Genomic DNA, 25,692 nt, shown 5'->3' with positions numbered 1-25,692 from the left:
ACTACCGGACCGGTAGCTCCGCCGTCTCTTCATAGCCCAGGTGCAGGTCGTGGCTGGTTCGGCCGGCGGCCACGGTGACATTGCTGCGCACCGACGGATATCCGCGAGCCACTACCGTGTACCGACCGGACGGCAGCCCGGTGACGTGGTACCGGCCGGTCCGATCGGTGCGGGCGACGCAGACCCGCGCACCGTGTTCGTCCAGTACGGTCACCTGCGCGTTGGGCACCGCCTGGCCATCGGCCAGGACGGCACCGGCCAGGGTGGCGGTCGGCTCCAGTTCCGGGTCGTGTCGCAGCAGCCCGCTCTCCGGCACGGTCAGCGTCGTGGCATGGGGGCGCATCCCCTCGGCGACCACGACCAGGGTGTGCGTGCCCGGCGCGACGCCGCGGCATTGGTAGCCGCCGTCCGCACCGGTCACCGCCGCGCCCACGACCTCGCCGCGGGGGTCGGTCAAGGTCACGGTGGCGCCCGGTACCGGTCGGCCGTCGCCCGCACGGCGGACCGTGCCGGACACCTCACCCGAACTCGGCAGCGTCAACTCCACCCACTGCGGCCGCGCGCCGACCACGACATTCACCGCGACCGGCTGATGTGCGGCCGCCGAGGCGATCAGGACGTAGGCGCCCGGCGCGGGCGCGGTCATGGCATAGCCGCCGTCGCCGCCGCTGTGGGCACGCGAAACCTGGTGTCCGCGTTGGTCGATCAGCGTCAGCGCCACTCCCGGGACGACCGACCCGCCGTCGCGACGGACGGTTCCGGTGACGGCGTGCGGGTCCGCATCGAGCACCGCCTGCGCACCCTGCGGCGCCGTCACCCCGGTGATACCGGCCGTGGCATCGAGGCCCGCCTCCTCGGCGGCCACCACCTGCTGCGGCGCCCGCGCCCGGGCCGCGGGAATGATCACGGCGGCGAGGGCAGCCAGCACCGAGATTCCGGCCAGGAACCAGAACACGTGGGAATAGCCCGAGTCGGCGGGCAGGCCGTGTGCGGTGGTCGCCCCGGAGGTCAGCAGCACGCCGGAGACCGCGCTGCCGATCGCGCCACCGACCGTGCGGACATTGGCGTTCATCCCGGTCGCCGCGCCGGTCTGGGCGGGCGGCACCGCGGCGACGATGATCGCCGGCATGGACGAGAAGGCCAGCCCGATGCCGATGCCCAGCAGCGCGCCCGCCAGGTAGATCTCCCAGCTGTGGTCGTGCCCGACGGCGAGCATCACGAATGCGGGCACGGTGATCACGCTGCCGATCAAGACGATCGCCTTCGGCCCGACCCAGGCCGCGAGCGGGCCGATCGTCAGGCCGATCACGAACATCGCCACCGACAGCGGCAGCATGTACAGCCCGGACTGGGTGATACTCGCGCTCAGTCCGTATCCCGCCACGGCTTTCGGCGTCTGCAGCAGCTGCGGTAGGAACGTCATCATCGCGTACATACCGGCGCCGGTGAGCACGGCGACCAGGTTGGTGGTCCACACGGCCGGAATCCGCATCGTCCGCATATCGATCAGCGGCGTCTCCGATCGCAGCTCGACCACGATCCACGCCGCCGCGCACACGACGGCCGCCGCGAACAGCCCCAGCGTCACCGCCGAACCCCACCCCCACGACGGACCCTTGCTGACGGCCAGCAGCAGCGCCACCAGCCAGGCCGAAAGCAACAGCGCCGCAGCCCAATTGATCCGTCCGGGGCTGCGCACCGGTGATTCCGGCACGAACAGCATCGCGGCCACCGCGGCGACCGCGGTGATGATCATCGGCACCCAGAACAGCCAGTGGTAGTTGAGGTGATCCACGATCGGACCGGCCAGCACCAGGCCCACACCCGAACCCACCGCGATCAGCGACGAGGCGACACCCACCGCCCCGTGCAGTTTCTCCGCCGGGAACTCGTCACGAATGATGCCGAACGCCAAGGGAATTACGCCGCCGCCCAGCCCCTGGATCACCCGGGCGACGATCATCACGCCGACCGAGTCGGTCAGAGCCGCGATCAGCGAGCCGACCGTCAACGCGACCAGGGTGACGACGAGCATGCGTTCCTTGCCCACCTTGTCGCCGATCCGGCCGAGGATCGGCGTGGCGACCGAGGCCGACAGCAGGTAGCCGGTCATCAGCCAGGTCGCGGTGTTCTGGGTGGTGTGCAGGGCAGGGATCAACAGCGACAGCACCGGAACGATCATCGACTGCAGCAGTGCGTACGCGGATATTCCGAGCAGCAGCACCGCGAAGACGACGTTGTAGTGCGGGCGGGATTTGACACGCGCCACGGGTACGTTTCCTCCCACGATCTGAAACGGAGTGAATCTCCGGTTATAGACCGTAACAGAACGCCGGGCCGGACTCAGGCCGTGCGACGTGATCTTGGACTCAGCGTCCAGTAACCACAATGTTGCCGAAATCGTGACCCACGGTCGGTTGATGCCCCACAATGAACGACAACGATGAGGATTCCACACGAACTTGGATAACGGCATGACGGCAGAACTGGCAGGAAACGGATTACTGTCCGTTCTGCGCGCCGCATGTTTGAGTGTCGGAATGGAAGCGGGGGGCGCTCGCCGGATCCAGTTCGGGACCAGCACCGACTACCGGCTTCCCAGCGGGGTCGTGGTCCGCATCAGCCGACCCGAGCACCGCTCGGGAGCACGCCGCGAAATCGAGGCGGCGCGCTGGCTGACCGAATCCGGCATCCCGGCGATGGAAGCCGTCCCCCACGTGCGCCAGCCCGTCGACGTGCACGGCCGCACGGTCACGTTCTGGCTCGACCCGCCCCCACACGAGCACGGCACCCTCGGCGACGTCGCCACGGTGCTGCGCCGCCTGCACGAGCTGCCCCCGCCGACGAGCTTCACCCTCGGCCGTTTCCAGCCCTTCCTCGGTCTGGCCCACGAAATCGAGACCACCCGGGTGTTCGGGCCCGCCGACCGGCGCTGGCTCACCGAACACCTGAACCAGCTCCGCAGCCGGTGGCAGACGCTGCCGCCGGGCAGGCCGTGGTGTGTCATCCACGGCGAAGCCTGGGATGGCGAATTTGCAGCAACCGTTGATGATCGAGTGATCCTGCTGAATGCGGAGAATCTCGCGATCGGCCCGCCCGAATGGGACCTGGTTCCGACGGCGGTCGAATATCTGTCCTTCGGCTGGATCACGGCCGCCGAATACGCCCGATTCTGCGATGTCTACCGCCAGGACGTGCTGCGATGGGGCGGGTTCTACCTGATGCGCGACATCCTGGAACTGCGGATGACGATGGCCGCGGCCCGGGCCGCCGCGGAGAACCCCGCCCACCGCGACCAGGCGCGGCTGCGATTGCGCTGTATTCGCGGCGACGAGGGACCGCGCCAGTGGCCGGGATGGGTTCCGCTGCCCTAGACGTTGCCGAATACGGGCCCGGCCGGGCCGCACGAGGCGGGCCCGGCCGGGACGTCGGTCGACAGTGCTACGCGGACGCACCCTCGATGGCGGCGATGATGCGCGGCCGCAGCTCGCGGGCGCTGATCACCGCATCCACCGAACCGACCTCGACGGCGCGGTGGATGTTGTGCACCCGGTCGAATTCCGCGGCGACCTCACCGAGCTTCTCGGCGCGAACCGTCGACCGGAGTTCGTCGAGTTCGGCCGACAGCTCCGCACGCTCGGTACCGGAGGCGTTCGCCACCCGGGACTCGAGCTCGCGCACCCGCGGATCGGACGCGGTGCGGGTGTTCACCTCGCCGGCGAAGACCACCGCGGCCGCCGGCGCGCCCCCGAGTACCGAGGCGAACGATCCCTCGATCGCCAGCACGGTCATATTCGGGTTGAGCGCCTTGGAGAAGACCACGAACGCACCGCCGTGGTACCGCGAAATCACGCAGAACACAATGGGCCCACGGAAATTCACGATCGCGCGGCCGATCTCGGCACCGTATTCGAGCTGCAGTTTGCGCATCGACTCCGGCGAGCCGTCGAAGCCGGACAGATTCGCCAGCACCACCAGCGGACGGTTGCCGCTGGCCGCGTTGATGGCCCGCGCCGCCTTCTTCGACGACCGCGGGAACAGCGTGCCGGCGGTGTAGGTGTCCGGACCGTCGGTGGCCGGGAACCCGCGCCGCGGCACACCCCGCGATTCGATACCCAGCAGGCACACCGGGATACCGCCCAGATGCGCGTCCTGCACGACCGCGGTCTCGGCGTCGGCCATCCCGGCCCACCGCTCCAGAACCGGATGATCCTGGTCGGACAGCGCCCGCATCACGGTGCGAATATCGAAGGGCTTCTTGCGATCCGGGTTGGCGGAAGCGGAGAAGATCTCGCCCACCGTGCGGAAATCGCTGTCCGGGATGCTGTGCGGGTAGTCGCACACGTCGCGGTCGACCGGGTCGGTCGTCTGCGCCCGGCGCGGGCTCTGCTCACCGGGGGCGATATAGGTGTGGTCGTAGTGCGCCATCAGCACATCACGCGCACCGGCCAGGTTCGGCGCCCAGTACTGGGCCTGACCGTTCGGACCCATGACCCGGTCGTAACCACCGATGCCGAAGTTGTCCTCGGCGGAGACGCCACCGGAGAAGTCCAGCGCCTGCTTACCGGTCAGCACCATGGCCGAATCCGGCGTCATCACCAGGATGCCCTTGGTGTGCATCAGCATCGTCGCCTCGGCGTTCCAGTACGGCTGCGCGCCGACGTTGATGCCGGAAACCACGATGTTGATCTCGCCACCGTCCTGGGTGAATTCGACGATCCGCTTGAGCGCGGCCGCCACCCAGTCCATGTTCTCGGTGCCGGACTTCATCGAGATCCGGGCACCGGAGGACAGCGCGTACCACTCCAGCGGCACCTGCATCCGCTCGGCCAGATCCAGGGCCGCGATCACCCGGCGGCATTCCGGTTCCGACAGCGCGCCCAGCGATTTCGTCGGATCGCCGAGCAGCAGGACCCGGGTGACACCCTCGGGATGCCGTTCGGTCGGCGTGGTGACCACACCCGCGACCATCGCCGCGGTGTTGTGCCCCTTCGGCCGGTCGACGGGGACCAGGGCATGGTCGGCGTCGAGGTCGTATTCGGTGAAATCACCGAGCAGGCCGGTCAATTCGTACGGGTAGACCGTGCCGCGGGCGGCGGCCCGCAGCACCTTCTGCCGGTACTCGTCGAGCGGTTCGACCGGATCGTCGGTGCGTTCGCCGACGGTCACCTCGGTGCCACCGGTGGCATCGAACCGGATGCGGACCACGATCTTGACCAGCTCACCGGTCTGCGGATCGGGCTGCCGCGCGATCAGCAGGATCTCCTCCAACCCGGCGCCCGCGGTCGTCGGCTCCACGCGGCCGACGATGGTGTCCAGCTCGGCGCGGGTCACATCCAGCGGCGGCCAGATGTAGAGGACGATCCGGTTGGTGTGGAACCGCTTGGCCGACGGCCGCCGCGACTGTGCCCGGCGAATGGAGTCGACGCAGGTGGCCACCGTGCTCTCGGCGGTCGGCAGCGCCAGCAGCCGGCCGTCGTGTTCACGCAACGCGGTCAGATCGCGCACCTGCGCGAAGGCGACCAGCCGCTCGTCGGCCGGATTCTCCTTCGCGACACAGCGGAACAGGTACACCTCCTCGTCGGAGGACGGCAACCGGGTGAGGTCGAACTTGCGCAGCCGGCGCATCTGCATCCGCTCGGCGATGTAGGGATGCAGGCCGCGGATCAGCCGCTCCTCCGCCATGCCGGTGGCCGACGGCCGGAAGGTGAAGTGGTGGTGCATGACCGCGCCACCGCTGCCGGCGACGGTCGCCGTGATCCGATGCACCTGATTGGGCAGCGGATTCGCGCCCAGCACCTCCTGCAGCGCGGCGGCCATCGCGTCGAAGTCCTCCGGCTGCTTCTCCCAGCCGAGGTAGATATCGGCCTCGACCGAGGCCGCACCGCCGGCGAGTTCGGCGAGACCACGCAGCACGGTCTCGAGTTCGCCGAAGCTCACCGCCGCCGAGACCAGGCTGACCCCGCGACGTTCGGCGACGACGAAGGTGCAGCCGCCGGCCTCCTGGGTGCGGACGCTGGAGAGTCCCTTGTTGCCGTAGTAGCGGCGGGTCAGCACCTCGAGCATCACCGCGTTGTCCGGGTTGCCGCGCGACAGTCGCTGCGCGAGCAGTCGCACCAAAGGTTCGGTGCTGCGGACCATCTCGGCGATCCGGTCGCCGCGGTCGGCGGCGTCCGGGTGCGCGTCCAGATGGCTCAGGTGCTTGCGGACCGTGGTGTACACGCGAGCCCGGTTGCGCCGCAGCAGCGGCTGACCGAACCAGGCGTAAACCACGCCGCGGGTGAGATCGGCGATCGCCGGGAAGCGCACCTGCGTGGCCGCCACCAGACGCTCCAGCGCGAGGCCGACCGGCTCCCGCAGCACCCGGTCGGGCACCGGCTCGGACAGCCATTCCCGCAGCAGCGTGGTGACGACCGTGACGGTGTCGGTCGGGCGCTGCTGAGCGAGGAAGATCCGGAAGACCGCCGCCTCGAGCTCCGGGGTGCGTTCCAGATCGGTGACGCCGTAGTGCGCCAGTGCCTTGGCCAGTTTGGCGCGGTAGGACTCCGGCAGGCCGGCCCGCTCGACGTCGAGGCTCTGCAGGTAGGTGTGGAAGTACTCGCGAGCGCTGTGCACGTGGCCGTGGGCCGCGTCCTCACCCCAGAACCTGTTGTGGGTCAGTTCGGCGAGATCGGTGAACAGCTCGACCAGTTCGAGCTCCTCGGCCAGCGGACGCCGGTTGTCGGCGATGGCCTCGGCGCGGGCGGCGAGGTAGTCGGCCAGGACGCGCCCGTTGTCGTGCGGGTCCACGTCGAAACCGAGCAGCAGGCCACGCAGATCCTGCTGGCCCCGCAGCGTGCGCTCGTGCGCACGGACCGAGGGGGCGGCGGGCAGATCCAGCTCGACGGTCTCGGTCGCCGCGGTGTCGGCCGCCTCCTCGTCGTCGGCGATCGGTTCCAGCCGCAGCAGCGGGGCGCCGGCCTCGACCTGGCTACCGACCGAGACGCCGCACTCCTTGAGCCGCGCTTTGAACGGCGCCCGCAGCACCGTCTCCATCTTCATGCTCTCGAGCACCAGCACCGGGGCGCCGGCCTCGACCTCGTCACCGACCTCGAGCGGCTTGGCGACGACCAGCGCGGGCGCCGGGGAGCGCACCACGCCGCCCTCGTCGCGGCTGACCCGATGGGTCACACCGTCGACGTCGACCAGGTGGGTCGGTCCGTGTGTGCCGGTGACCAGCCGATACCGGACGCCGTTCACCACGACCTGGCCGGTGTGCCGGTCGAAACGCTCCAGATCGACATCGGCGGTGTGTACCTCGCCACCGGCCTCGATCCCGATCCGGAACCGGTGCGCACCGACCCGGGCCACCCGCAGCCGGTAGGTCACGCCGCGCAGTTTCAGATCCAGCGGGCGGCCGCTCTCGTGCTGCACCTGCGGACGGCCACCGGCGGCGGTGGACAGCAGCCGATTCCGCTCGGCCCGCTCCTCCTCCTCGTAGGCGTCGATCGCGGCGGCGGCCAGCGCGACGGCGGTGTGCCGCTGGGCGACCAACCGGCCCTCGCCGCGCACCCGGTCGATCCAGCCGGTGTCGGCGCTGGCGTCGATGACCTCGGGCTGATCGAGCAGGTCGAGGACGAAACTCTTGTTGGTGGCGCCGCCCTCGATGATGACGCGGGTTTCGCCGACCGCGCGCCGCAGGCGGCCGAGCGCCTCGTCGCGGTCCCGACCGTAGGCGATGATCTTGGCGATCATCGAGTCGAAGTCGGCGGGGATGGTGTCGCCCTCGCTGACTCCGGTGTCGACGCGGATGCCCGGACCGGCGGGCAGATCGAGCAGGGCGATCCGGCCGGGCGCCGGGGCGAAGTCGCGGTCGGGGTCCTCGGCGTTGAGCCGGGCCTCGATGGCGTGTCCGCGTTCGGCCGGCGGCTCCCCCTCGAGCCGGCCGCCCGACGCGACGTGCAGCTGGGCCCGGACCAGGTCGAACCCGGTGGTGTACTCGGTGATCGGGTGCTCGACCTGCAGGCGGGTGTTGACCTCCAGGAAGGCGAACAGTTCGTCACCGGGGTGGTAGAGGAATTCGACGGTCGCCGCACCGCGGTAGCCGACGGCGACGGCGAGCCGCTCCGCCGAGGCCTTCAGATCGGCGACCTGTTCCGGCCGCAGCACGGGCGAGGCGGATTCCTCGATGACCTTCTGATTGCGGCGCTGCACCGAGCAGTCCCGCACACCCAGCGCCCACGCGGTGCCCTGACCGTCGGCGATCACCTGGACCTCGACGTGGCGGGCGCCGGTGACCAGGCGTTCCAGGAAGACCACACCGCTGCCGAAGGCGCGGGCGGCCTCCTGGCTGGTGCGCTCGTAGGCGTCGACCAGTTCGGCCTCGTTGTTGATCACGCGGATACCGCGGCCACCACCACCGGCGGTCGCCTTCAGCATCAGCGGGTAGCCGATGTCGGCGGCCGCGGCGATCGCGGCGTCGAGGGTTTCGACCGCGCCACGGCTCCAGGGGGCGACCGGTACACCGACCTCCTCGGCGATCAGCTTCGCGCCGATCTTGTCACCGAGTTTGCGCATCGCGTCCGGGCTGGGACCGATGAAGGTCACCCCGATCTGCTCGCACAGTTCCGCGAATGCGGGATCCTCGGCGACGAAACCCCAACCGACCCAGGCGGCATCCGCCTTCGTCGTCACCAGCGCCTGTTTCAGCGCCTTCAGATCCAGGTAGGGCCGGGCCGATGCCGGGCCGAGGTCGTAGGCGATATCGGCCTCGCGCACGAAGGTCGCGGTCCGGTCGACATCGGTGTACAGAGCGACGGTTTCGATCTGTGTCGCGGTCGCCGCGGCCAAATCTCGGACGGCGTGGATGAGGCGCATGGCGGCCTCACCCCGGTTCACGATGGCGATGCGGCTGAACACTCGCCAGCTCCTTTCATCTCACAGCACGGGCCCGATGGGGGCGGGGTTTGCGACTGCCGGTCCCGCGTAGTCTGCACGTCTATCGCTCACAGGTACACCGCGTGACGGGTTACCCGCACGTATAGTGGGAAATCCCTCAACGAAACCCCCGTCATCAGCGGGAATTCGCCAATTCGAGCAGTTTCGAACCACGAGAAGGCCATCTCTGCATGGCCGTACCGAATCCTGCGCGACGCCGCCGGACGTGCGAGGCTGATCCACGTGTCCGACAGCGTGGATGTCTCGCCCAATCTCACCGACCGCGGGCGCGGTCCGGCGATCCTGCGGTTCGCCTCCGAACTCGTCGCGTGGATCGCCGCGCCCTGGGCGTTGAGCCGGTGGTCGGTGGCGGCCGCCGTCGTCGCGGTGGTGATCCTGATCGGCGTCCCGTCGGTCTTCGCCACCCGCGGGGACAAGAAGCAGGTACCGGTCGCCGTGCCGGGCTGGGCGACCATCGCGATGATGGTGGTCTTGCTGGCCGCCGCCGTGCTGGGCGCCTGGTTCGCCTGGCCGGTGTGGGCGGCCGTCCTCGTCACGATTCTGGCCGCCGCCACCGTGATCGCCGAACTCCCCCGCTGGCGCTGGCTGTCCAGCGCCCGGTGAGCGGACGCCGATACCGTTGCGGCGCAGGCGAATCCGACGCCGGTATCAGCCGGCGTCGACGCCGACCGGGGTACGCACGTCCGCGGCGGACAGACGCGGATAGGTCGGGTACTCGATGCCCGAGATGTACTGCACGGTCCGCACCACCTGCGACGAATAGCCGAATTCGTTGTCGTACCACAGGTACAGGATCACGGTGTCGCCGTCGACGATGGTGGCGTTGGCATCGATGATCGAGGCCGCCCGCGAACCGATGAAGTCGCTGGAGACCACGTCGGTGGCCGCGGTGTAGTCCAGGTTGCGGCTCAGCGGACCGGCGAGTGAGACCTGGCGCAGATATTCGAGCACCTCGGCCTTGGTGGTCTCCCGTTCCAGTTGCAGGTTCAGGATCGCCACCGAGACGTCGGGGGTGGGCACCCGGATCGAATTGCCGGTGATCTTGGCCTTGAAGTCCGGCATCGCCTTCGCCACCGCCGAGGCGGCGCCGGTTTCGGTCAGCACCAGGTTGAACGGCGCGGACCGGCCGCGGCGATCCGCCTTGTGGTAGTTGTCCAGCAGGTTCTGGTCGTTGGTGAACGAGTGCACCGTCTCGACGTGTCCGCGGACGATGCCGAATTCGTCGTCCATCGCCTTCAGCGGTGGCACGATCGCGTTCGTCGTGCACGAGGCGCAGGAGAAGATCCGCTGCGACAGGTCGAGGTCGCGATGGTTGACGCCGTGCACGATATTGGGCACGTCACCCTTGCCGGGCGCGGTGAGCACGACCTTGGCGATGCCGGGCCGCAGATGCTGGGACAGTCCCTCGCGATCGCGCCATTTACCCGTGTTGTCGATCAGGATCGCGTTCTCGATCCCGTAGTCGGTGTAATCGATCGCGGCCGGATCGTCGCTGTAGATGAACTTGATGACATTGCCGTTGGCGATGATCGTGTCGGTGTCGGTGTCGACCTTGATGGTGCCGTTGAAGTGGCCGTGCACCGAGTCCCGGCGCAGCAGCGACGCCCGCTTGGTCAGATCGTCGGCGCCGCCCCGGCGCACGACGACCGCCCGCAGATTCAAACCGTTTCCGGAACCGACCTTCTCGATCAGCAGGCGGGTGACCAGCCGGCCGATCCGCCCGAATCCGTACAGTACGACGTCGCGCGGCCCCGGCGACTCGGCCTTGTTTCCGTCGACGACCTCGGCCAGTGCCTCCGCGGCGAATTCGCGGATCGACAGACCGCGGTCGTCACCGCGGTAGGCCGTCACCAGCTGGCCGAGATCGATCTTGCACGGGCCGAGGTCCAGCTCGCTGAGCGCCTGCAGGAAGGGCAGGGTTTCGTCCACCGACAGTTCCTCGCCCTCGATCTGCCGGGCGAAGCGATGGGTCCGCAGAATGCTGATCACCGATTTGTTCACCAGCGACCGGCTGTGCAGCAGGATCGTCACCCCTTTCGCCCGGTACAGCGTGCCGATGAGCGGGATCATCGCCTCCGCGGCGGCTTCCTGAGCGTTCCAGCGGTCAAGTTGTTCGGTAGTCAACACAGATCCTCGGATTCCATCGATGGGGTCGCCCCACTCATGCTATGAGCACGGCGAATATCACCGCGGCCGCCCACCCGGCGGTGAGATCTTCCCCGCACGGAACCCGAGGATCGCCCGCTCAGTCCGCCCGGATCTTGCGCCCCACCGCGCCGTAGAGCGAGACCTGCTTGTCGTGGCTCGGGGGATGCTGGATGCCGCCGTTGCGCCAGCGATGGATCACCTCGACACCGGGCTCCACCAGTTCCAGCCCGTCGAAGAACCGCGCCACCTCGTCCCGGGTCCGCGGCCGCACCGGAATGCCGCGCTCCCGGTAGACGTCCAGCAGCCGTCCCATCCCTTCCGGATCGCGCTCGCCGTCGTCGAAATCCGTTGTCACATGCGACATCGCGAGATACGACCCGGGCGCCAGCGGCGCCATCAGGGTCGACACGATGTCGTAGACGTCGCCGGGAACGAAGTGCAGCACCGCCATCAGCGACACCGCCACCGGCCGGGACAGGTCGAGGGTCCGGGTCACCTCCGGCGCGGCCAGGATCGCTGCCGGATCCCCCGCGTCGGCCTGCAGGTACGCGGTGCGGCCCTGTTCGGTGCTCACCAGCAGCGCCCGCGCGTGCGCCAGCACCATCGGATCGTTGTCGACGTAGACGACCCGCGATTCCGGCGCGTGCTCCTGCGCCACCTGATGCAGGTTCGGCTCGGTCGGAATCCCGGTGCCGATATCGAGGAACTGTCGCACACCCTGTTCCACCAGATATCGGGTCACGTGCCGCATGAAGTCACGGTTGGTGCGCGCGGTCACGCGGACGGCCGGGAAATCGCGCAACGCCTGTTCGGCGGCCACTCGGTCGGCGTCGTAGAAATCCTTGCCGCCGAGGAAGTAGTCGTACATCCGCGCCGGATGGGCCACGTCGGTACGTAGTTCGGTTGGGCCGTGGGGCACCGTAGATCCTCTCCTGAGGTCGAATCCGTACCGCGCAGATATACCGCATCCGCTCAACCGGGCCAACGCCTTTCGCGATATCGGCGCGATCGCGCCGAGTGCCGCTGCCCGATTCGCCGCGCGGCGGTCAGGTCGCCGGGAGCACGTGGACCGGGAGATCGTCGGCCCAGGGCTGGCTGCCCACCATGTCGGCGACCCGCACCCGACCCCGCTCGAACTCCCCGGTAGCCGCGTCCACCAGCCGATACGACTGCCACTGCCGGTGAATCGGCTGCGCGTCGAGCAGCACCACCCGCACCTCGCCGGGCTCGAAACGGCACCGCTGCTGCAGCGCGGCGATGAGTTGCTCGTTGTGCATATGGCCGTCGCCGAAGTTCCAGCCGATCGCGGTGCTGCAGATCCGCTCGCCGTCGGTGATGGTGTAATCCTCCTCGCGTCCATCGGCCATGGCCCGATGGACGAGGGTGAACAATGCGCGGCCGTGCGTGTTCATCGCGCGGAAGGCGTAACCGAGATAGAGCGGGATCTGGGCGCGGTCCTTGCCGTAGAACCGCTCCATCTGGGCCTGCGGCATACTCGCGATCGCGACCACGTTCTCCGAGATCTTCTGTGCCGCAGACGGTTTGATGCACCATACGGTGGTGTCCCAGTTCCCCGCGTAGTACCGCATCCCGGGCAGGAACGAAATCTTGGCCGGGGCCAGATTTCCGGCGACCACGGTCGCGACGAGCACCGCGAACAGCAGGACCGGCAGCCACGGGTGCGCGGCCTCGGCGAAGCCGATATCCGCGTAGGCCACGAACAACACCCCGAGCCCGAAGATCATGAAGACGTTCCACTCCAACGGCACCCCCATCGGGATGGCGGTGAGGATCGCCAGGTGCAGGCACAGCATGATCACCGCGGCCACGGCGGTGACCCAGCCGCCCCGGGAGAAGAACAACACCACCGGAACGCACAGCTCCACCACGGTCGCGCTGTGCGCGACGATCTGCGACGGCCGGCCGGGCCGCAGATCGTCCGGGAACTTCGCGAAGAAGCGCCGCTTCAACCAGCGTGGCCGCACGATCGGACTGTTCGACATCATGGTCGAGACCACGAACGGGAAGTGCTGGTTCAGTTTCGAGGTCGCCGCCCCCATCCAGATGACGACGAAGACGAGTTTGGCGCCCAGCACGATATCGGCGCCGGTGAACAGGAACGCCACCGCCAGCGACCCGTACACCTCGCCGCGCGCGGCCAGGAAGATCACCTTGTCGCGCAGGCCCAGCACCACCAGCACGGCGAGGATCAGGGCGATCTGCCAGGCGGGCAGCACCCCGACCGTGGTGTGGAGCTCCGGGATCGGGCCGGTGCCGTCGGAGACCAGCGCCCACACCAGCAAGGCCAGCAGCAGGGCGTAGAGCGCGACATCGACCGGCCCGCGACGGGTGCCGCGGGTCAGCGGGACGTAGCGGGGCCACGGTGGCAGCCGAATGGTGTCCGGCCGCAACCAGTACAGGATCGAGCCCATCGGCGGGAAGTACCGATTGTTCAGCGGGCCGAAGCCGCAGCCGAGCCCCACCACCTCGAACAGCATGGTGAACAGCACGGCCTTCTCCAGCACGATCGGCTCCGACCACCAGCTCCCGACATCGGTGAAGCCGTCGATGCCGGTGGTCGTCAACGCGAACAACCAGCCGCCGAGGATGTAGAGGCAGATCTTGACCACGTAGAACAGATGCAGCACGACCGGCGTGCCGAATCCGACCTCGGCCCAGTGCCGGGCCATCAGCCGGATCCGCGCACTGCGGTCACTGCGCTCCCACACCTGCTGATCGACAACCGGGAGCTCCGGCCGCACGAACCCCATCCTTGTCTCCGTTCCCGCATCCCAACCGGAAAGACCGCTACCCCACCGGGTTTCAGATACCGAGCTCGGCCTCGGCGCGCACCCGGACCGCCTTCTTGTCGATCTTGCCGAGCCCGGTCAGCGGCAATTCGTCCACGACGACAACGTGTTTGGGGGCCTGCACCGACCCCTTGCGGCGCTTGACCTCCTGCCCGATCTCCTCGATCACGGTCGCGACGGCCGCCGGATCCGCCGCGGTTCCGGGCGTGAGCACGACGACGGCCGTGACCGCCTCACCCCAGCGCGGATCCGGCACGCCGACCACCGCCACCCCGGACACCTTCGGATGGGTCGCGATGACGTCCTCGACCTCGCGCGGGAAGACATTGAACCCGCCGGTGACGATCATGTCCTTACTGCGTCCCACGATGTGCAGGAAGCCGTCCTCGTCCTCGCGGGCGAGGTCGCCGGTGTGCAACCACCCGTCGTGGAAGGTCTCGGCCGTCACCTCGGGAAGGTTGAGATACCCGCCGGCCAGCAGCGGACCGGACACGCAGATCTCTCCGGCCTCCCCGCGTTCGACGGGCTGTCCGTCGGGGCCGAGCAGTGCCGTGCGCAGCACGACCGAGGGCCGGCCGCAGGAGGTCAGGCGGGCCTGATCGTGTTCGTTCTTGCCCAGGTAGCTGATCGCCATGGGCGCCTCGGACTGCCCGTAGTACTGCGCGAAGATGGGCCCGAACCGCTCGATGGCCTGGCTCAGCCGGCCGGGATCGATGGCGGAGGCGCCGTAGTAGACCGTTTCCAGCGACGACAGATCCCGCTTGTCGATATCCGGATGGTCGAGCAGTGCGTACAGCATCGAGGGCACCAGCATGGTGGCCGAGATGCGGTGTTCCTCGATGGCGCGCAGCACCTCACCGGCGTCGAAGCGCGGCAACACCACACACTGTCCGCCGAGCACGACCACCGGCAGGAAGAAGGCGGCACCGGCGTGCGAGAGCGGGGTGCAGATCAGGAACCGCGGCCGCTTCGGCCATTCCCATTCCGAGAGCTGGATCTGTGTCATCGTCGCCATCGTGGCGGCGGTGCCGATCACGCCCTTGGGCTTTCCGGTGGTTCCGCCGGTGTAGCTGATCGAGATGACCGCGTCCGGCGGCAGATCCACGGCCTCGATCGGCTGCGGCTCGAATTGTGCTGCGGCGGCGATCAAGTCGACGCCGACGTCGGACAGTTCCGCCGGCACCGGGCCGAGCACGAGCACCCGCTTCAGCTCCGGCACCCGGTCCACGAGTTCCCGCGCGCGCTGGACGAAGGCCGGCTGCGGATCGATCACCAGGTTGGTGATCCCGGCATCGCTCAGCACGTGCACGTGGTCGTCGAGCCCGCCCATCGGATGCAGGGCCGTGCGCCGGTGCCCGGCGACCTGCCCGGCGCCCAGGATGAACAACACCTCGGGCCGGTTGAGCGCGAGCAGCCCACTGGGCGTACCGGTTTCGACGCCGTGGGCGGCGAAGGCAGCCACGTAGCGGCTGATCGCGTCGAGGACGTCGGCCCCGGTGAGGACGGTGTCGCCGAGGGTCATCACCGGCTCGCGGCGGTGCCGGCGCAGGCCCGCGAGCAGTGCGTGACCGTTGTGGGTCGGCAGGCGCAGCCGGGTCGCGGGATCCACTGTGGTTGTCGCTGTTTCGATCATCTCTCTCCGTATGTCAATTCACCACGACGGCGGTGTTGCCGTTCTCGTCCGCGGTGACCTGGATGTCGTGGCCGAGTGGATCCGCCACCGCGGCAAGGCTTTCGGGGTCGATTCGGGCCACGAAGCGGCTGCCGTCGGCGGCCAGCCGGCCGATCACCAGGCCGGACTTCGGATCGGCTTCGTGGCGCACGGTGTAGGTTTCGATCCGAGCCCGCCCCTCGGTCCGCGATCGATGCGGGACGACGGGCATCGCCGCGACCTCCTGCTGCAGTTGCGCACTGCGGTCGGGCGACCAATTCGCGGCGGCGGTCGAATACACGCCCACCGAGTACTTGCTCATGATGCCGCCGTTGGCGCCGACCAGTCCGAACGTTCCGGGTTCGGCGCGCGCCCCGGCGACGGTTTCGGCGATGGCGTGCATCGAGTAGTTGTTGCCCGGGCCGCCGAAGAACGGCAGGCCGCCGGTCACGGTGAGCCCGCGCGGATCATCGACGGCCAGGCCGGTGCCGTCGCAGAAATTGAACACCGCCACCGGGAAGCAGCTGTACAGATCGAAGGTGGCGACCTCGTCGAAGCCGATTCCGGCCACCCGCAAGGCTTCTCGGGCCGCGGCCGCGGCCGTCGGTGCGGCGCCGAGGTCGGGCCGGGCCAGCAGCGGCTGTTCCACCAGGTCGGCGTGGCCGCGCAGGTACACCCATTTCTCCGGCGGCACCCCGAGCCGGCGCGCCGCCGCGACCGACATCAGGGCCACGGCCGCACCGAGATTGACCAGATCCCGGGCCACGAGCAGCCGGGGATACGGATCGCAGATCATCCGATTGCTCGCGGTGACCGTGGCCAGTTCCTCGGCCGTGCGTACGACCGGCGAGGCCGCCAGCGGGTTCTTCGCCGCCACCGCGGTGAACGGCGCGAACAGCTCCGCCATCTGCTGCCGATAGTCCTCGGGACTCGCGCCGACGCGGGCGCGCCGCGCGTTCTCCAGCAGGCCGTACTGCGTGGGCGCCCCCATCACCCCGTGCCGGACGAGATTCTCGTCGATGAACGACTCGTAGCCGAAGCCGCGGTCCTCCAGTTGCCCGGGGGCCGTTTCGGAAAAGTCGGGTTTGTCGTCGCGATCGGCGTAGAGGCGCTCGGTCGAGATCGCATCCGAACCCATGACGAGAACCGACTCCAGCCGCCCGGCCGCGATCGCGCTCGCGAACTCGGTGACCAGATGCTGTGGTCCCTGCCCGCCCACCACCTCGAGCACGGCGTGTGCCGGGTCGATGCCGAGCCGCCGCGCCACCGAACGGGGATAGTTGTCCGAGCGGCCGAGCGGCGCGGTCACCGGTGCCGAGATCTCGAACTGCCGGACGCCGGCGATCACCTCGATCGACGCTGCGACACCGGCGAATTCGGCCGCGGTGTCCTCGATCGCGCGCCGCGCCGCCGCGGCCGCCAGCTCGACCGACGACAATCGCCGATAGCCCGGGTCGTCGATACTGTCGGCCACCTGCCCGACACCGACGACCACCGGTGTACGTGGATCGATCAACACCTACCGCCTCGTCTCGCGCCGCAGCGCCGAACCCGCGGTCTCGACGCTCGGATGACAGCGACGCTATCACGAAAACTGGAACATGTTCTAGATATCGGCGAGGAGGCGGCGGTGCGGTGCGATCAGTTCCCCGAGAAGTCGATCCGGGCGGCGGCGTTGCCGACGGCGGTGACCAGCCCGGTCCCGATCGGGCCGCGCGAATCGAAAAGGGTTGCGGTGCCGACGGATATCCCATTGGCGGTCAGGTGCGTCCCGGCGTGCAGCCCGATCCGGTCACCGACGGGCAGCCGGTCCAGGGCAACGGTGAGATCACCGTTGATGTAGCCGATGCCCTCCGACCCCCAGTTGGTGACGAGACTGGTCGATTCGGCGGCGATCACCGCCTCGACGAACGGGCTGCGCTCCTCCCCTTCGACCGCGCCCAGCGGAACCACCCACAGGCTCTTGCGGCCGGCGTTCTGATGGTCACCCATCCGGGTGGACCAGTCGTGGTCGCTGCGATACCACCAGTCGAGGCCGGTGTCGGCCGGGGGGTCGAAGGGGTGCTCGGAATGCCATTCCGCGCCGGGCGGGGTGTCGGTGGCGCGCAGCTGGACCAGTCGCGCCTCGGCGACGTCGACCCCGTCCTGACGCACCCGGGCGGCCGCGACGTGAATGCGCCGGCCGGCGCGCACCACCTCGGTGTACACCTCGAGCGGGCGGCCGCGCGCCGCCTTGAACAGGTCGATGGTGAATCGGGCGGGCACGAAGCCCGGCAACCCGTGTGCGCGTTCCAGCGAGCGGGCCGCCGCGGCGCAGATCGCCGGGCCACTGAGCATGTCCGCCGCCCACCGGCCGTACGCCCAGCGCTGGGGCAGGTACCGGCCGTCGTCGTCGAGGGTGAACATCGCGGGCATATCAGTCATGGGCTCATGATCTCGCATGCCCGGAATGCGCCGAATCCGCGGCGGTCACGCGGGCACGCCGTCACAGGGCGGGGACTCGACTGTCCAGATCGAGGCGCATGAACACGTCGGCGCGGTCGTACGGGATCGGATGCAGTTGGTCGGGCGGGACGTGTACGAAACCGACCGATTCGTAGAGGTGTACGGCATCGGCCAGGCGCCGATTGCTGGCCAGGAACAGGCTGGTGGCGCCGAGTTCGCGCGCCCGGTCGACGGCCGCGTTCAGCAGCCGCCGCCCGATACCGCGACCCCGGACCAGCGGCGACACAGCCATTTTCGAGATCTCGAAGACGCCGGGCTCCGCCGCGACCAGCGCGACACAACCGACGCGCTCGCCGCCCTCGCGGGCGATCAGCACCTGCCCGCCCGCCGCGACGATGCGGTCCGGATGATCAAGGGTGGCGAGATCGGCGGGTTCGACACCGAACAGGGCCGTGATCCACTCCAGATTCAATTCCTTGAAGGCGCGCGCGTCCGCGGACGTCGACATCGGTTCGATGACTATCACCCGTCCAGGATCACCCACCTGGAACCATAACGTCCAATACTCGATAGCTCGAATTGATACGTTGACCTTATGGATGACGTCGAGCTGCGCCACCTGCGCTATTTCCTGGCAGTGGCCGAAGAACTCCACTTCGGCCGGGCGGCCGCCCGGCTGCACATCGCCCAACCGGCGCTGACCCAGCAGATCCGCCGGCTGGAATCCCTGCTCGGCACTCGCCTGTTCGACCGGACCTCCCGCAGCGTGGCGCTCACGCCCGCCGGGGCGGTACTGCGGGAACGAGCCGCGGCGTTGCTCGGCCACGCCGAGCGCGATCTCGCCGAAATCGCCCGCATCGGCCGGGGCAGTCAGGGAACGCTGTATCTCGGGTTCGTCCCGTCCGTGCTGCCGCTCGAACCGTTACGCGGCGTGCGGGCCTTCCGGGAACGATTCCCGCTCGTCGAGGTGGACCTCGTGGAGGGCTTCACCAGCCATCTGATGGAGCGGTTGGCCACCGGCGCCCTCGACCTCGCCATCGTCCGCGATCCCGACCCGCACGCGGGCACCGTCGTCACCCCACTGATCACCGAACCGTTCGTCGCGGTGGTTCCCGACGATCACGACCTCGCCACGCGGGAGCAGGTCACCGGCGCCGAACTCACCGACCATCCGATCGTCTTCTTCCCCCGCGCCGCGGGCTCGCTCGCCCACGACAAGAACCTCGCCCCGCTGCTGCGGTCGGGTCGCCGCCCACACATCGTGCAGGAGGCCACCAACTGGACCATCATCCTGTATCTGGTGGCCGCCGGGCTCGGCATCACGGTCGCACCCCGCAGCGCCACCTTCACCGCACCCGCCTCGGTCCGCATCGTTCCGCTCGCCGAAACCGACAGCGCCACAACGATCTATCTCGCCAACCGCGCCGCGGAATCGCGTCCGCTCGTTCTCAACCTGCTCGACCTGCTCCCCGACCCGCCGCAGCGGTGACAGTGCGGCTTTCGGTGAATCCACGACGCGGCGCGGCCCGCCGTCCTAGGTTGGCGGGTGGGTTCGATCTGCTGCCGAAACAGGACGGAGGCCGTCGTGCCGGACGACAAGCAAGCGGCGCACCGCGCGCTGGTGGCGGGCGTACTGCACGGAAAGGGCAAGGCGTCGCCCGAGCAGCGTGCTCGCGCCTTCGACAACAGTGAGCTCCCGCCACCGCTGCATACGCTCATCGACAAGGTCGCCACCCGGCCCACCGCCGTCACCGACGAGGACTTCACCGTCGCGAAGGCCGCCGGCTACAGCGAGGATCAATTGTTCGAGCTCGTGGTCTGCGCCGCCGTCGGAGCTTCGGCCCGGTTGTACGAGGCGGGCCTGGCGGCACTGGCCGAGGCGGACGAGGGGGCACGCTGATGCGGCTGGCCATCCTCGACCACGGTTACCGCCCGCAGACGAAACTGTTGTTCGCGCTCATCCGCCGCTTCTCCGGGCATCGAGTACCGGACGCGGCGAAGATCGTGTTCTACCGGCCCGGCTTCTACGGCACCCGCGCCAAAGCCTTCACCCACGCGGCCATGCGCGGCCCCTCGGCATGGTCGGTCGCCGACCGCGAGCTGATGGCCGCCTACGTATCGCAGGTCAACGGGACCGCCTTCTGCATCGGCGCCCACACGGCGACGGCCGCGCGGGCCTACGGGGACGAGGCGAAAGTTGCCGCGGCGCTGCAGGATCCGGAGACAGCACCGATCGAGCCGGGCCTGCGGGCCACCCTGCGAATGCTCGGCAGGTTGACCCGGGAGGGCACCGTGAGCGGCACGGACATGCGCGAGGTCCTGGCCGCGGGGGTGACCCGGGAACAGATCGAGGACGCCTTGGCGGTCGCCGCCGCCTTCGCCGTCACCGACCGCCTCGCCGACGCCTTCGGTTTCGAACTGCTGAGTCCGGAAGGGTTCGACGCCGGCGCCGAATTCCTGCTCCGGCGCGGTTACCGATAGCGTTTGCCGTCGCCGTGCCGGGGCATCTTCGGTGCATGGACGATCCCGAGGCGACGGGGGCGGGTGAGCACCCGTGGATGTCGCGGACGTGACCTTCGGCGTCGAAGAGGAATTCCTGCTGGTGGATCCGCGGTCCGGCGCGCCGATTCCGAAGAATACGCAGGTGGCCGATTCGGCCCGCGCCATGGGAGTCGACCTGCAATTGGAGTTGACCAGTTGCCAGGTCGAAACGAGCACGGGGGTGCACAGCCGAGCCGACGAGCTGCTGCGCGATCTGTACGAGTTGCGCTGCGCGGTGGTTCGCTGCGCCGCCGACAACGACGCGCGACTGCTCGCGGCCGGAGTTCCGCCGACGATTCCCGACGCCTATCCCGTCACCGACACGCCGCGCTATCGACGCATCGAGAAACATTTCGGGATGCTGGCCCACGAGCAGGGGCTGTGCGGCTGCCACGTGCACGTCTCGGTGAGCGATCCGGAAACGGCCGTGCAGATCAGCAATCATCTGCGACCCTGGCTGCCGGTATTTCTCTCGCTGACCGCCAACTCGGCGATCTACCGTGGCACCGACACCGGCTACGCCAGCTGGCGCAATGTGCTGTGGCGACGCTGGCCGAGCGCGGGCCCGCCGCCGTACTTCACCTCGAGCGCGGACTACGACACGGCCGTGGACATGATGCTGACCTGTGGCAGCATCCTCGACCCGGCGATGGTGTACTGGGACATTCGCCGCAACACCACCTTTCCCACCCTCGAGATCCGGATCAGCGACGTTCCCGCCACGGTCGAGGAATCGGCGCTGCTCGCCTGCCTGGTACGAGCGGCGGCGATCGTCGGGCACGATCGGCTGCGGCGGGGCCGGCCCGCACCGGCGGTGCCGGCGGCGACCCTGCGCGCCGCGTATTGGAAGGCGGCCCACGACGGTCTCGACGGCGACGCCCTGGACCCGCTGACCGGGCGGGTGGAGCCGGCGACGGTTCGGCTGTCCCGGCTCGTCGACTATGCCCGGCCGGCGCTTCGGGAGCTGGGCGAAGAGGAGTTCGTCACGCAAACCCTCGCCGCGCTCACTCACCGCGGCAACGGCGCCCGCCGCCAGCTGGCGGCGCTGCGGCGCGGTGAACTGACCGACGTGGTGAACGAACTCGCCCACGCCACGGCCATGGCGCCCGGCGCCGAACCGCGCTGATCGCCGCGGCACGGGAGCGTCAGCCGTGACCGAGCAACCGCCGACCGAGTGGCCCGCGGGCACGATCTTCACCCTCGGCCATTCCACGATGCCGATCGATCGATTCCTGGACCTGTTGCGCCACTATGGCATTCGCATTCTGGTCGATATCCGGACCGTTCCCCGGTCCCGGCACAATCCGCAATTCGAGGCGACCGAACTGGCCCGCAGCTGCGCGGGCGCCGGATTCGGCTATCGCCATCTGGCTGCGCTGGGTGGTCTGCGCAGGACTCGTGCCGACTCGCCGAATACGGTCTGGCGAAATACCAGCTTTCGCGGCTACGCCGATTACATGCGGACCGACAAGTTCGAGACGGCGCTCGCCGAGCTCATCGCCCTCGGGCGTCGGGATCGCACCGCCATCATGTGCGCCGAGGCGGTGCCGTGGCGCTGTCATCGCTCACTGGTCGCCGATGCCCTCACCGTCCGCGGCGTCGAGGTCGTGGAAATCCTGTCCCGCACCGGTTTCCGTCGCCATACCCTGACCTCGTTCGCACGCGCCGACGGCACCCACCTCACCTACCCGCCCAGCGGGGAAGGCTGAGCGACAACGGCGTTCGAACCCGACTCGCCACGAGACCGGCGGCCGAGCGGGGCGACTGCGGAGCGGGCGGATCGGTGCTCGATCGTGGTCTGCTCGCGGACGGGATGCCGACTGCGGAGCAGGCCGCGGGTGCGGCTCGACATCGCAGATCCCCGCCACCCCGACCACAATACAAGTTTCTCTCAATTCTCCACTGAAATCTGCCACAAGCATGCGATCTGGACAGTAAGTTACTAATCATTCTCAACCGTTGCCGCTCACCGAGGGCGGGTGCACGTACCGAACAACGGACCGATCGATACGACGGAGCAGCTATGAACCCGTGGGTGTGGATCCAGGAACTTCTCTACCGCCTGGACATGGGATCGTCCGCCTTCGGCGGCTGACCGCACGCCGGCCGGTTGCCCCGATGGTCAGCGCCCGGCCGGCGGTTCGATCATCGGCACCAGATAACGCCGGGCGAGATCGGCCAACTGCTGTTCGTCGTCGAGATCGACCAGCCGACTGGGAATCGCGAGGAACGACGCGGAAATCCGGACCATCAACTCGGCCGCCAATTCGGCATCGATCTCCGTCGAGACCTGGCCGGCGCGTTGCTCGCGGCGCAGTTGGCCGGCCACGAACTCGCTGACCATCGCCACGGTACGGCCCTGATCGCCGATCATGGTGCCCACCAACATATCCGGCTCCAGAGCCAGCAACCCGCCGATGATCGGGTTGGCCCGGATCGCACGCAACGAACTGACGAAGCCGAGCACCACTCGGTCGGCGGCGCTGCGCGCCTGCCGGATTTCGACGAGGAACTGATCGAAGTAGCGGCGATACTCCCGCAGGATCACCTGCTCGACCAGTGCGTCCTTGGTCGCGAAACGACGATAGACGGTGATCCGCGAAACATTGGCCCGCCGTGCGACATCGTCCATGGTGGAGCGCCGCACCCCGAGCAGCGCGAACTGTTCGCACGCGGCATCCAGCACCCGGGTCCGGATGTCGTCATCCTCCTCCGCGCCCTCGACAGCAGCGGAATAGGCGCGCTGCAACAGGGAATCGGGGTCTGTTGGTTGCCCGGGGGCCGCGGATTCCAGCTTCACTTTTTCCTCTCGTGCGGGTCGGTCTTCCGAAATCTTGCCAACTTCTTGTGATCACGCACACGGTGTGTTCTTATCAGGATACTCAGATGCAGAACTTGTATCTCTGTATCTGTGACTCGATGTAGAGGAACCTGACATGGATGGACTCGGTCTCAGCAGGCGTGATGCTTTGCGAGCAGGCGGTGGACTGTTGGGCGCGGTGGGCGCGCTCGCCTTGGGAGCGCGGACGGCGCGCGCGGAGCCCTGGACCTGGTCACCGGGCGGTTCGGTGGTCGGAAGCGGCGGTGGCGCCGACCCGTTGACGCTGTGGGATCCCGAAGCCGATCCGGTGCTGGCCGATGTGCTCGATCACGCGGACGTGCCGGCGATCAACAACCTGTTACGCACCTGGACCAAGAACGACCAGCCCGTTCCGGCGGGACTGCCGAAGAACCTGCGCGATTTCATGGAATACGCCCGGCAACTGCCGCCGTGGACCGATGAAGCCGCATTGGCCGCCGGCTTCGAGTTCAACAAGAAGCGCGGCACCTATCTCGGCGTGCTCTACGCCTTCGCCAGCGGCATGATGTCGACCGTCATCCCGCACGAGGCCCGCGCGGTGTACTACTCACGCGGCGGATCCCATCTGAAGGACCGCATCGCCAAGACCGCCAAATTCGGGTACGACATCGGCACCGTGAACGCCTACGGGCCCGGCGGGGAAATGGTGGTGACCTGCGTCAAGACCAGGATCATCCACGCCGCCGTGCGTCATCTGCTGCCGCAGTCCCCGCACTGGCCGGCCGAACACGTCCCGATCAGCCAGGACGACCTGATGGTCACCTGGCACAGTCTCGCCACCACGATCATGCGGACCTTCCACACCTGGAATGTGCGGATACCGCAGGTCGAATCGGACGGCTACCTGCACACCTGGCAGCTGGCCGGACATCTGCTGGGCATCCGCGACGAGTACATCCCCGCAACCTGGGAGCAGGCCGACGCGCAGGCGAAACAGGTACTCGACCCGATTCTGGCGCCGACCCCGGAGGGCATCGATCTCGCCCACAAACTCCTGGATCTGGGTTTCGACCTCGATCTGACGCTGCTGAGCAAACCCATCCTGGGGGCGTTCACCCGGTTCATCCTCGGGGATCGGATCGCCGACTGGTTGCAGATCGCCCGCGAACCGGTGTGGGATCCGTTGCTGAAGTTCAGCTGGGGCCCGTTCGTGGCCGTGCGCGAGGGCGTCCTGGGCGCCATCCCGCCCTCGGCCGACGCCGCCTGGCTGTTCGACGAGTTCCTCCGCCAGTTCGTGCTGTGGTACATGGCGGAACTGCGCATGCCGATCAGCATCGAAATCCCCCAGACCAACCGATGATTCATCCAGTGATCCGCCGCGCGGCGCGGTGCGGCGGACCACCGGAACGACCGTCCCCTCGGTCGAAGGGCAACGACCGCAAGCGTATTCGACGAACCCCGCGCTACGCCGCCAAGGCGAGTCGGGGCGAGCAGCGCCTGTGCGAATCATCCACGCTGCGTGCGTGTTCGCCAGGCTACGATCCGAAAACAAATGGACAGCAAGTCATTTCGGACAAAAGCAAGCCCCAGGACGATCCGGTGATCGTCCCGGGGCGAAGTGGCGCGGTCGGTCGTGGTGCGACGGAAATCCGGCACCGCGAGCGTTCGGCGCCCGCGCCGCGTGCAAACATCTAGAAGTAGTGGGCGCGGCCGCCGACGGGCCGACCCATCATTCCCAGCAGGGCGAGGATCGCGCCGATCACGACGGCGATGATGCCCAGCGTCCACAGGATCGGGATTCCGAAGATGAACCCGAGAACCAGGAGGATTACTCCGAGGACGATCATGGTATTGCTCCTTACTGCGTAGCACCCCCAGCCCGGTAGGCCGCGTTGGTCGAATCGGGGGCCGCTCTTGCCTGATACCCGGCCGCGTCGCCGGCAAACGGGGAAAGAGACCGTCAGATTTCCGACGCCATCATCTTCAACACGAGCACCGTCGCGACGGCCAGACCGACACTCCCGGCGATCGCCACCGGCAGCGAGGCCAGCGTGGACAGGCCGAGTAGGAAGAACGCACAGATGCCGGCACCGAACAGGGTGCCGGGCAGATCGATGCTGGTGCGGTTCGGGCTCCGGTTACCTGAGGTGATCATCATGTTCGCCGTATTCACCGCCCCCGACACTTTCAAACAGCCGGTTCCGCGGCGCAACTGTGACGCAGGCCATTCGGAAAGCTCGGTAGTTGTGTTGTGGCGCATGCCATTTCGGGTAGGACTCGGCACGAGGCCGCCGAACGCAGCTCGCTGAGCGGAATCGGTTCGGCCGCAATGCATTCGCGAGCGGAAGGAGCTGATCACG

Annotated in this window: 20 protein-coding genes; 8 read left to right on the top strand and 12 right to left on the bottom strand. The window is 68.4% G+C overall.

Annotation, left to right across the window (positions count from 1 at the left end):
* Position 1: 1 nt before the first annotated feature.
* Positions 2-2,269 carry an MFS transporter gene (locus tag ON37_RS31525; RefSeq protein ID WP_210742331.1) on the bottom strand — a complete coding sequence of 756 codons (2,268 nt, stop codon included), beginning with the start codon at positions 2,267-2,269 and terminating at the stop codon, positions 2-4.
* A gap of 205 nt (positions 2,270-2,474) precedes the next feature.
* Between ON37_RS31525 and ON37_RS06370 the strand changes: the two genes are divergently transcribed.
* The gene (locus ON37_RS06370; RefSeq protein ID WP_083892763.1) at positions 2,475-3,374 is read left to right on the top strand and encodes a phosphotransferase family protein; all 900 of its coding nucleotides are present in this window, start codon (positions 2,475-2,477) and stop codon (positions 3,372-3,374) included.
* A gap of 67 nt (positions 3,375-3,441) precedes the next feature.
* On the opposite strand, the gene ON37_RS06365 is transcribed toward ON37_RS06370, so the two are convergent.
* A complete protein-coding gene (locus tag ON37_RS06365; RefSeq protein ID WP_040717831.1) occupies positions 3,442-8,898 on the bottom strand; it encodes an ATP-binding protein in 5,457 nt (1,818 codons plus the stop codon).
* 261 nt (positions 8,899-9,159) lie between these two features.
* Between ON37_RS06365 and ON37_RS06360 the strand changes: the two genes are divergently transcribed.
* The gene (locus ON37_RS06360; RefSeq protein WP_217999920.1) at positions 9,160-9,540 is read left to right on the top strand and encodes a hypothetical protein; all 381 of its coding nucleotides are present in this window, start codon (positions 9,160-9,162) and stop codon (positions 9,538-9,540) included.
* A 45-nt stretch (positions 9,541-9,585) separates the two neighbouring features.
* Here the strand turns inward: ON37_RS06360 and ON37_RS06355 are convergent, their stop codons facing one another.
* The 7 genes from ON37_RS06355 to ON37_RS06325 all read right to left on the bottom strand — a co-directional run bounded on the left by ON37_RS06355 (position 9,586) and on the right by ON37_RS06325 (position 18,499).
* Entirely contained in the window at positions 9,586-11,061 is a 1,476-nt protein-coding gene (locus ON37_RS06355; RefSeq protein ID WP_040717865.1) for a glyceraldehyde-3-phosphate dehydrogenase, read from the bottom strand.
* A gap of 121 nt (positions 11,062-11,182) precedes the next feature.
* Positions 11,183-12,004, bottom strand: coding sequence for an SAM-dependent methyltransferase (locus tag ON37_RS06350; protein WP_245553085.1), 822 nt, complete (start codon positions 12,002-12,004; stop codon positions 11,183-11,185).
* A 127-nt stretch (positions 12,005-12,131) separates the two neighbouring features.
* On the bottom strand, positions 12,132-13,856 hold the full coding sequence (locus tag ON37_RS06345; RefSeq protein WP_040717827.1) for a DUF3556 domain-containing protein: 1,725 nt from the start codon (positions 13,854-13,856) through the stop codon (positions 12,132-12,134).
* 52 nt (positions 13,857-13,908) lie between these two features.
* Positions 13,909-15,528: a fatty-acid--CoA ligase FadD8 gene (fadD8, locus tag ON37_RS06340; RefSeq protein ID WP_051031262.1), complete on the bottom strand. Its 1,620-nt coding sequence runs from the start codon at positions 15,526-15,528 to the stop codon at positions 13,909-13,911.
* A gap of 13 nt (positions 15,529-15,541) precedes the next feature.
* Positions 15,542-17,065, bottom strand: coding sequence for an acetyl-CoA acetyltransferase (locus ON37_RS06335; RefSeq protein ID WP_040717826.1), 1,524 nt, complete (start codon positions 17,063-17,065; stop codon positions 15,542-15,544).
* A 122-nt stretch (positions 17,066-17,187) separates the two neighbouring features.
* Positions 17,188-17,970, bottom strand: coding sequence for an acyl-CoA thioesterase domain-containing protein (locus tag ON37_RS06330; protein WP_040717822.1), 783 nt, complete (start codon positions 17,968-17,970; stop codon positions 17,188-17,190).
* Between the two features lie 61 nt (positions 17,971-18,031).
* Positions 18,032-18,499, bottom strand: coding sequence for a GNAT family N-acetyltransferase (locus ON37_RS06325; protein ID WP_051031261.1), 468 nt, complete (start codon positions 18,497-18,499; stop codon positions 18,032-18,034).
* 87 nt (positions 18,500-18,586) lie between these two features.
* On the opposite strand from ON37_RS06325, the gene ON37_RS06320 reads away from it, so the two are divergent.
* The 5 genes from ON37_RS06320 (at position 18,587) to ON37_RS06300 (ending at position 22,241) form a co-directional block, all read left to right on the top strand.
* On the top strand, positions 18,587-19,480 hold the full coding sequence (locus ON37_RS06320) for a LysR substrate-binding domain-containing protein (RefSeq protein ID WP_040717820.1): 894 nt from the start codon (positions 18,587-18,589) through the stop codon (positions 19,478-19,480).
* A 96-nt stretch (positions 19,481-19,576) separates the two neighbouring features.
* Positions 19,577-19,891, top strand: a complete 315-nt coding sequence (locus ON37_RS06315) for a carboxymuconolactone decarboxylase family protein (protein ID WP_051031260.1) — start codon at positions 19,577-19,579, stop codon at positions 19,889-19,891.
* On the top strand, positions 19,891-20,472 hold the full coding sequence (locus ON37_RS06310; protein WP_040717818.1) for a carboxymuconolactone decarboxylase family protein: 582 nt from the start codon (positions 19,891-19,893) through the stop codon (positions 20,470-20,472). Before ON37_RS06315 ends, ON37_RS06310 begins: the two co-directional genes overlap by 1 nt.
* A 73-nt stretch (positions 20,473-20,545) precedes the next feature.
* Complete coding sequence (locus tag ON37_RS06305; RefSeq protein ID WP_040717817.1) at positions 20,546-21,658, top strand: glutamate--cysteine ligase 2; 1,113 nt, start codon at positions 20,546-20,548, stop codon at positions 21,656-21,658.
* A gap of 25 nt (positions 21,659-21,683) precedes the next feature.
* Entirely contained in the window at positions 21,684-22,241 is a 558-nt protein-coding gene (locus ON37_RS06300) for a DUF488 domain-containing protein (RefSeq protein WP_245553084.1), read from the top strand.
* A gap of 413 nt (positions 22,242-22,654) precedes the next feature.
* Here ON37_RS06300 and ON37_RS06295 read toward each other — a convergent pair whose 3' ends face one another.
* Complete coding sequence (locus ON37_RS06295) at positions 22,655-23,326, bottom strand: TetR/AcrR family transcriptional regulator (protein WP_040717859.1); 672 nt, start codon at positions 23,324-23,326, stop codon at positions 22,655-22,657.
* Between the two features lie 142 nt (positions 23,327-23,468).
* Here ON37_RS06295 and ON37_RS06290 point away from each other — a divergent pair, with 142 nt between their 5' ends.
* A complete protein-coding gene (locus tag ON37_RS06290; RefSeq protein ID WP_040717816.1) occupies positions 23,469-24,692 on the top strand; it encodes an oxygenase MpaB family protein in 1,224 nt (407 codons plus the stop codon).
* Positions 24,693-25,023: 331 nt separating this feature from the next.
* On the opposite strand, the gene ON37_RS33415 is transcribed toward ON37_RS06290, so the two are convergent.
* Together ON37_RS33415 and ON37_RS32745 are read right to left on the bottom strand one after the other, a co-directional pair.
* Entirely contained in the window at positions 25,024-25,179 is a 156-nt protein-coding gene (locus ON37_RS33415; RefSeq protein WP_085997234.1) for a DUF6131 family protein, read from the bottom strand.
* Between the two features lie 113 nt (positions 25,180-25,292).
* Positions 25,293-25,691, bottom strand: coding sequence for a hypothetical protein (locus ON37_RS32745; protein WP_157171361.1), 399 nt, complete (start codon positions 25,689-25,691; stop codon positions 25,293-25,295).
* Between the last annotated feature and the right edge of the window lies 1 nt (position 25,692).

The sequence above is a fragment of the Nocardia veterana NBRC 100344 genome, assembly GCF_000308855.1.
GTDB lineage: Bacteria > Actinomycetota > Actinomycetes > Mycobacteriales > Mycobacteriaceae > Nocardia > Nocardia veterana.
Note: the sequence above shows the minus strand (reverse complement) of the source record. Positions and strands in the feature narration are given on the sequence as shown.

Coding starts and splice junctions, on each gene's coding strand:
- ON37_RS06370 (WP_083892763.1), top strand. CDS start 2,475: ATGACGGCAGAACTGGCAGGAAACGGATTACTGTCCGTTCTGCGCGCC.
- ON37_RS06345 (WP_040717827.1), bottom strand. CDS start 13,856: ATGGGGTTCGTGCGGCCGGAGCTCCCGGTTGTCGATCAGCAGGTGTGG.
- fadD8 (WP_051031262.1), bottom strand. CDS start 15,528: ATGATCGAAACAGCGACAACCACAGTGGATCCCGCGACCCGGCTGCGC.
- ON37_RS06330 (WP_040717822.1), bottom strand. CDS start 17,970: ATGACTGATATGCCCGCGATGTTCACCCTCGACGACGACGGCCGGTAC.
- ON37_RS06325 (WP_051031261.1), bottom strand. CDS start 18,499: ATGTCGACGTCCGCGGACGCGCGCGCCTTCAAGGAATTGAATCTGGAG.
- ON37_RS06320 (WP_040717820.1), top strand. CDS start 18,587: ATGGATGACGTCGAGCTGCGCCACCTGCGCTATTTCCTGGCAGTGGCC.
- ON37_RS06310 (WP_040717818.1), top strand. CDS start 19,891: ATGCGGCTGGCCATCCTCGACCACGGTTACCGCCCGCAGACGAAACTG.
- ON37_RS06290 (WP_040717816.1), top strand. CDS start 23,469: ATGGATGGACTCGGTCTCAGCAGGCGTGATGCTTTGCGAGCAGGCGGT.
- ON37_RS33415 (WP_085997234.1), bottom strand. CDS start 25,179: ATGATCGTCCTCGGAGTAATCCTCCTGGTTCTCGGGTTCATCTTCGGA.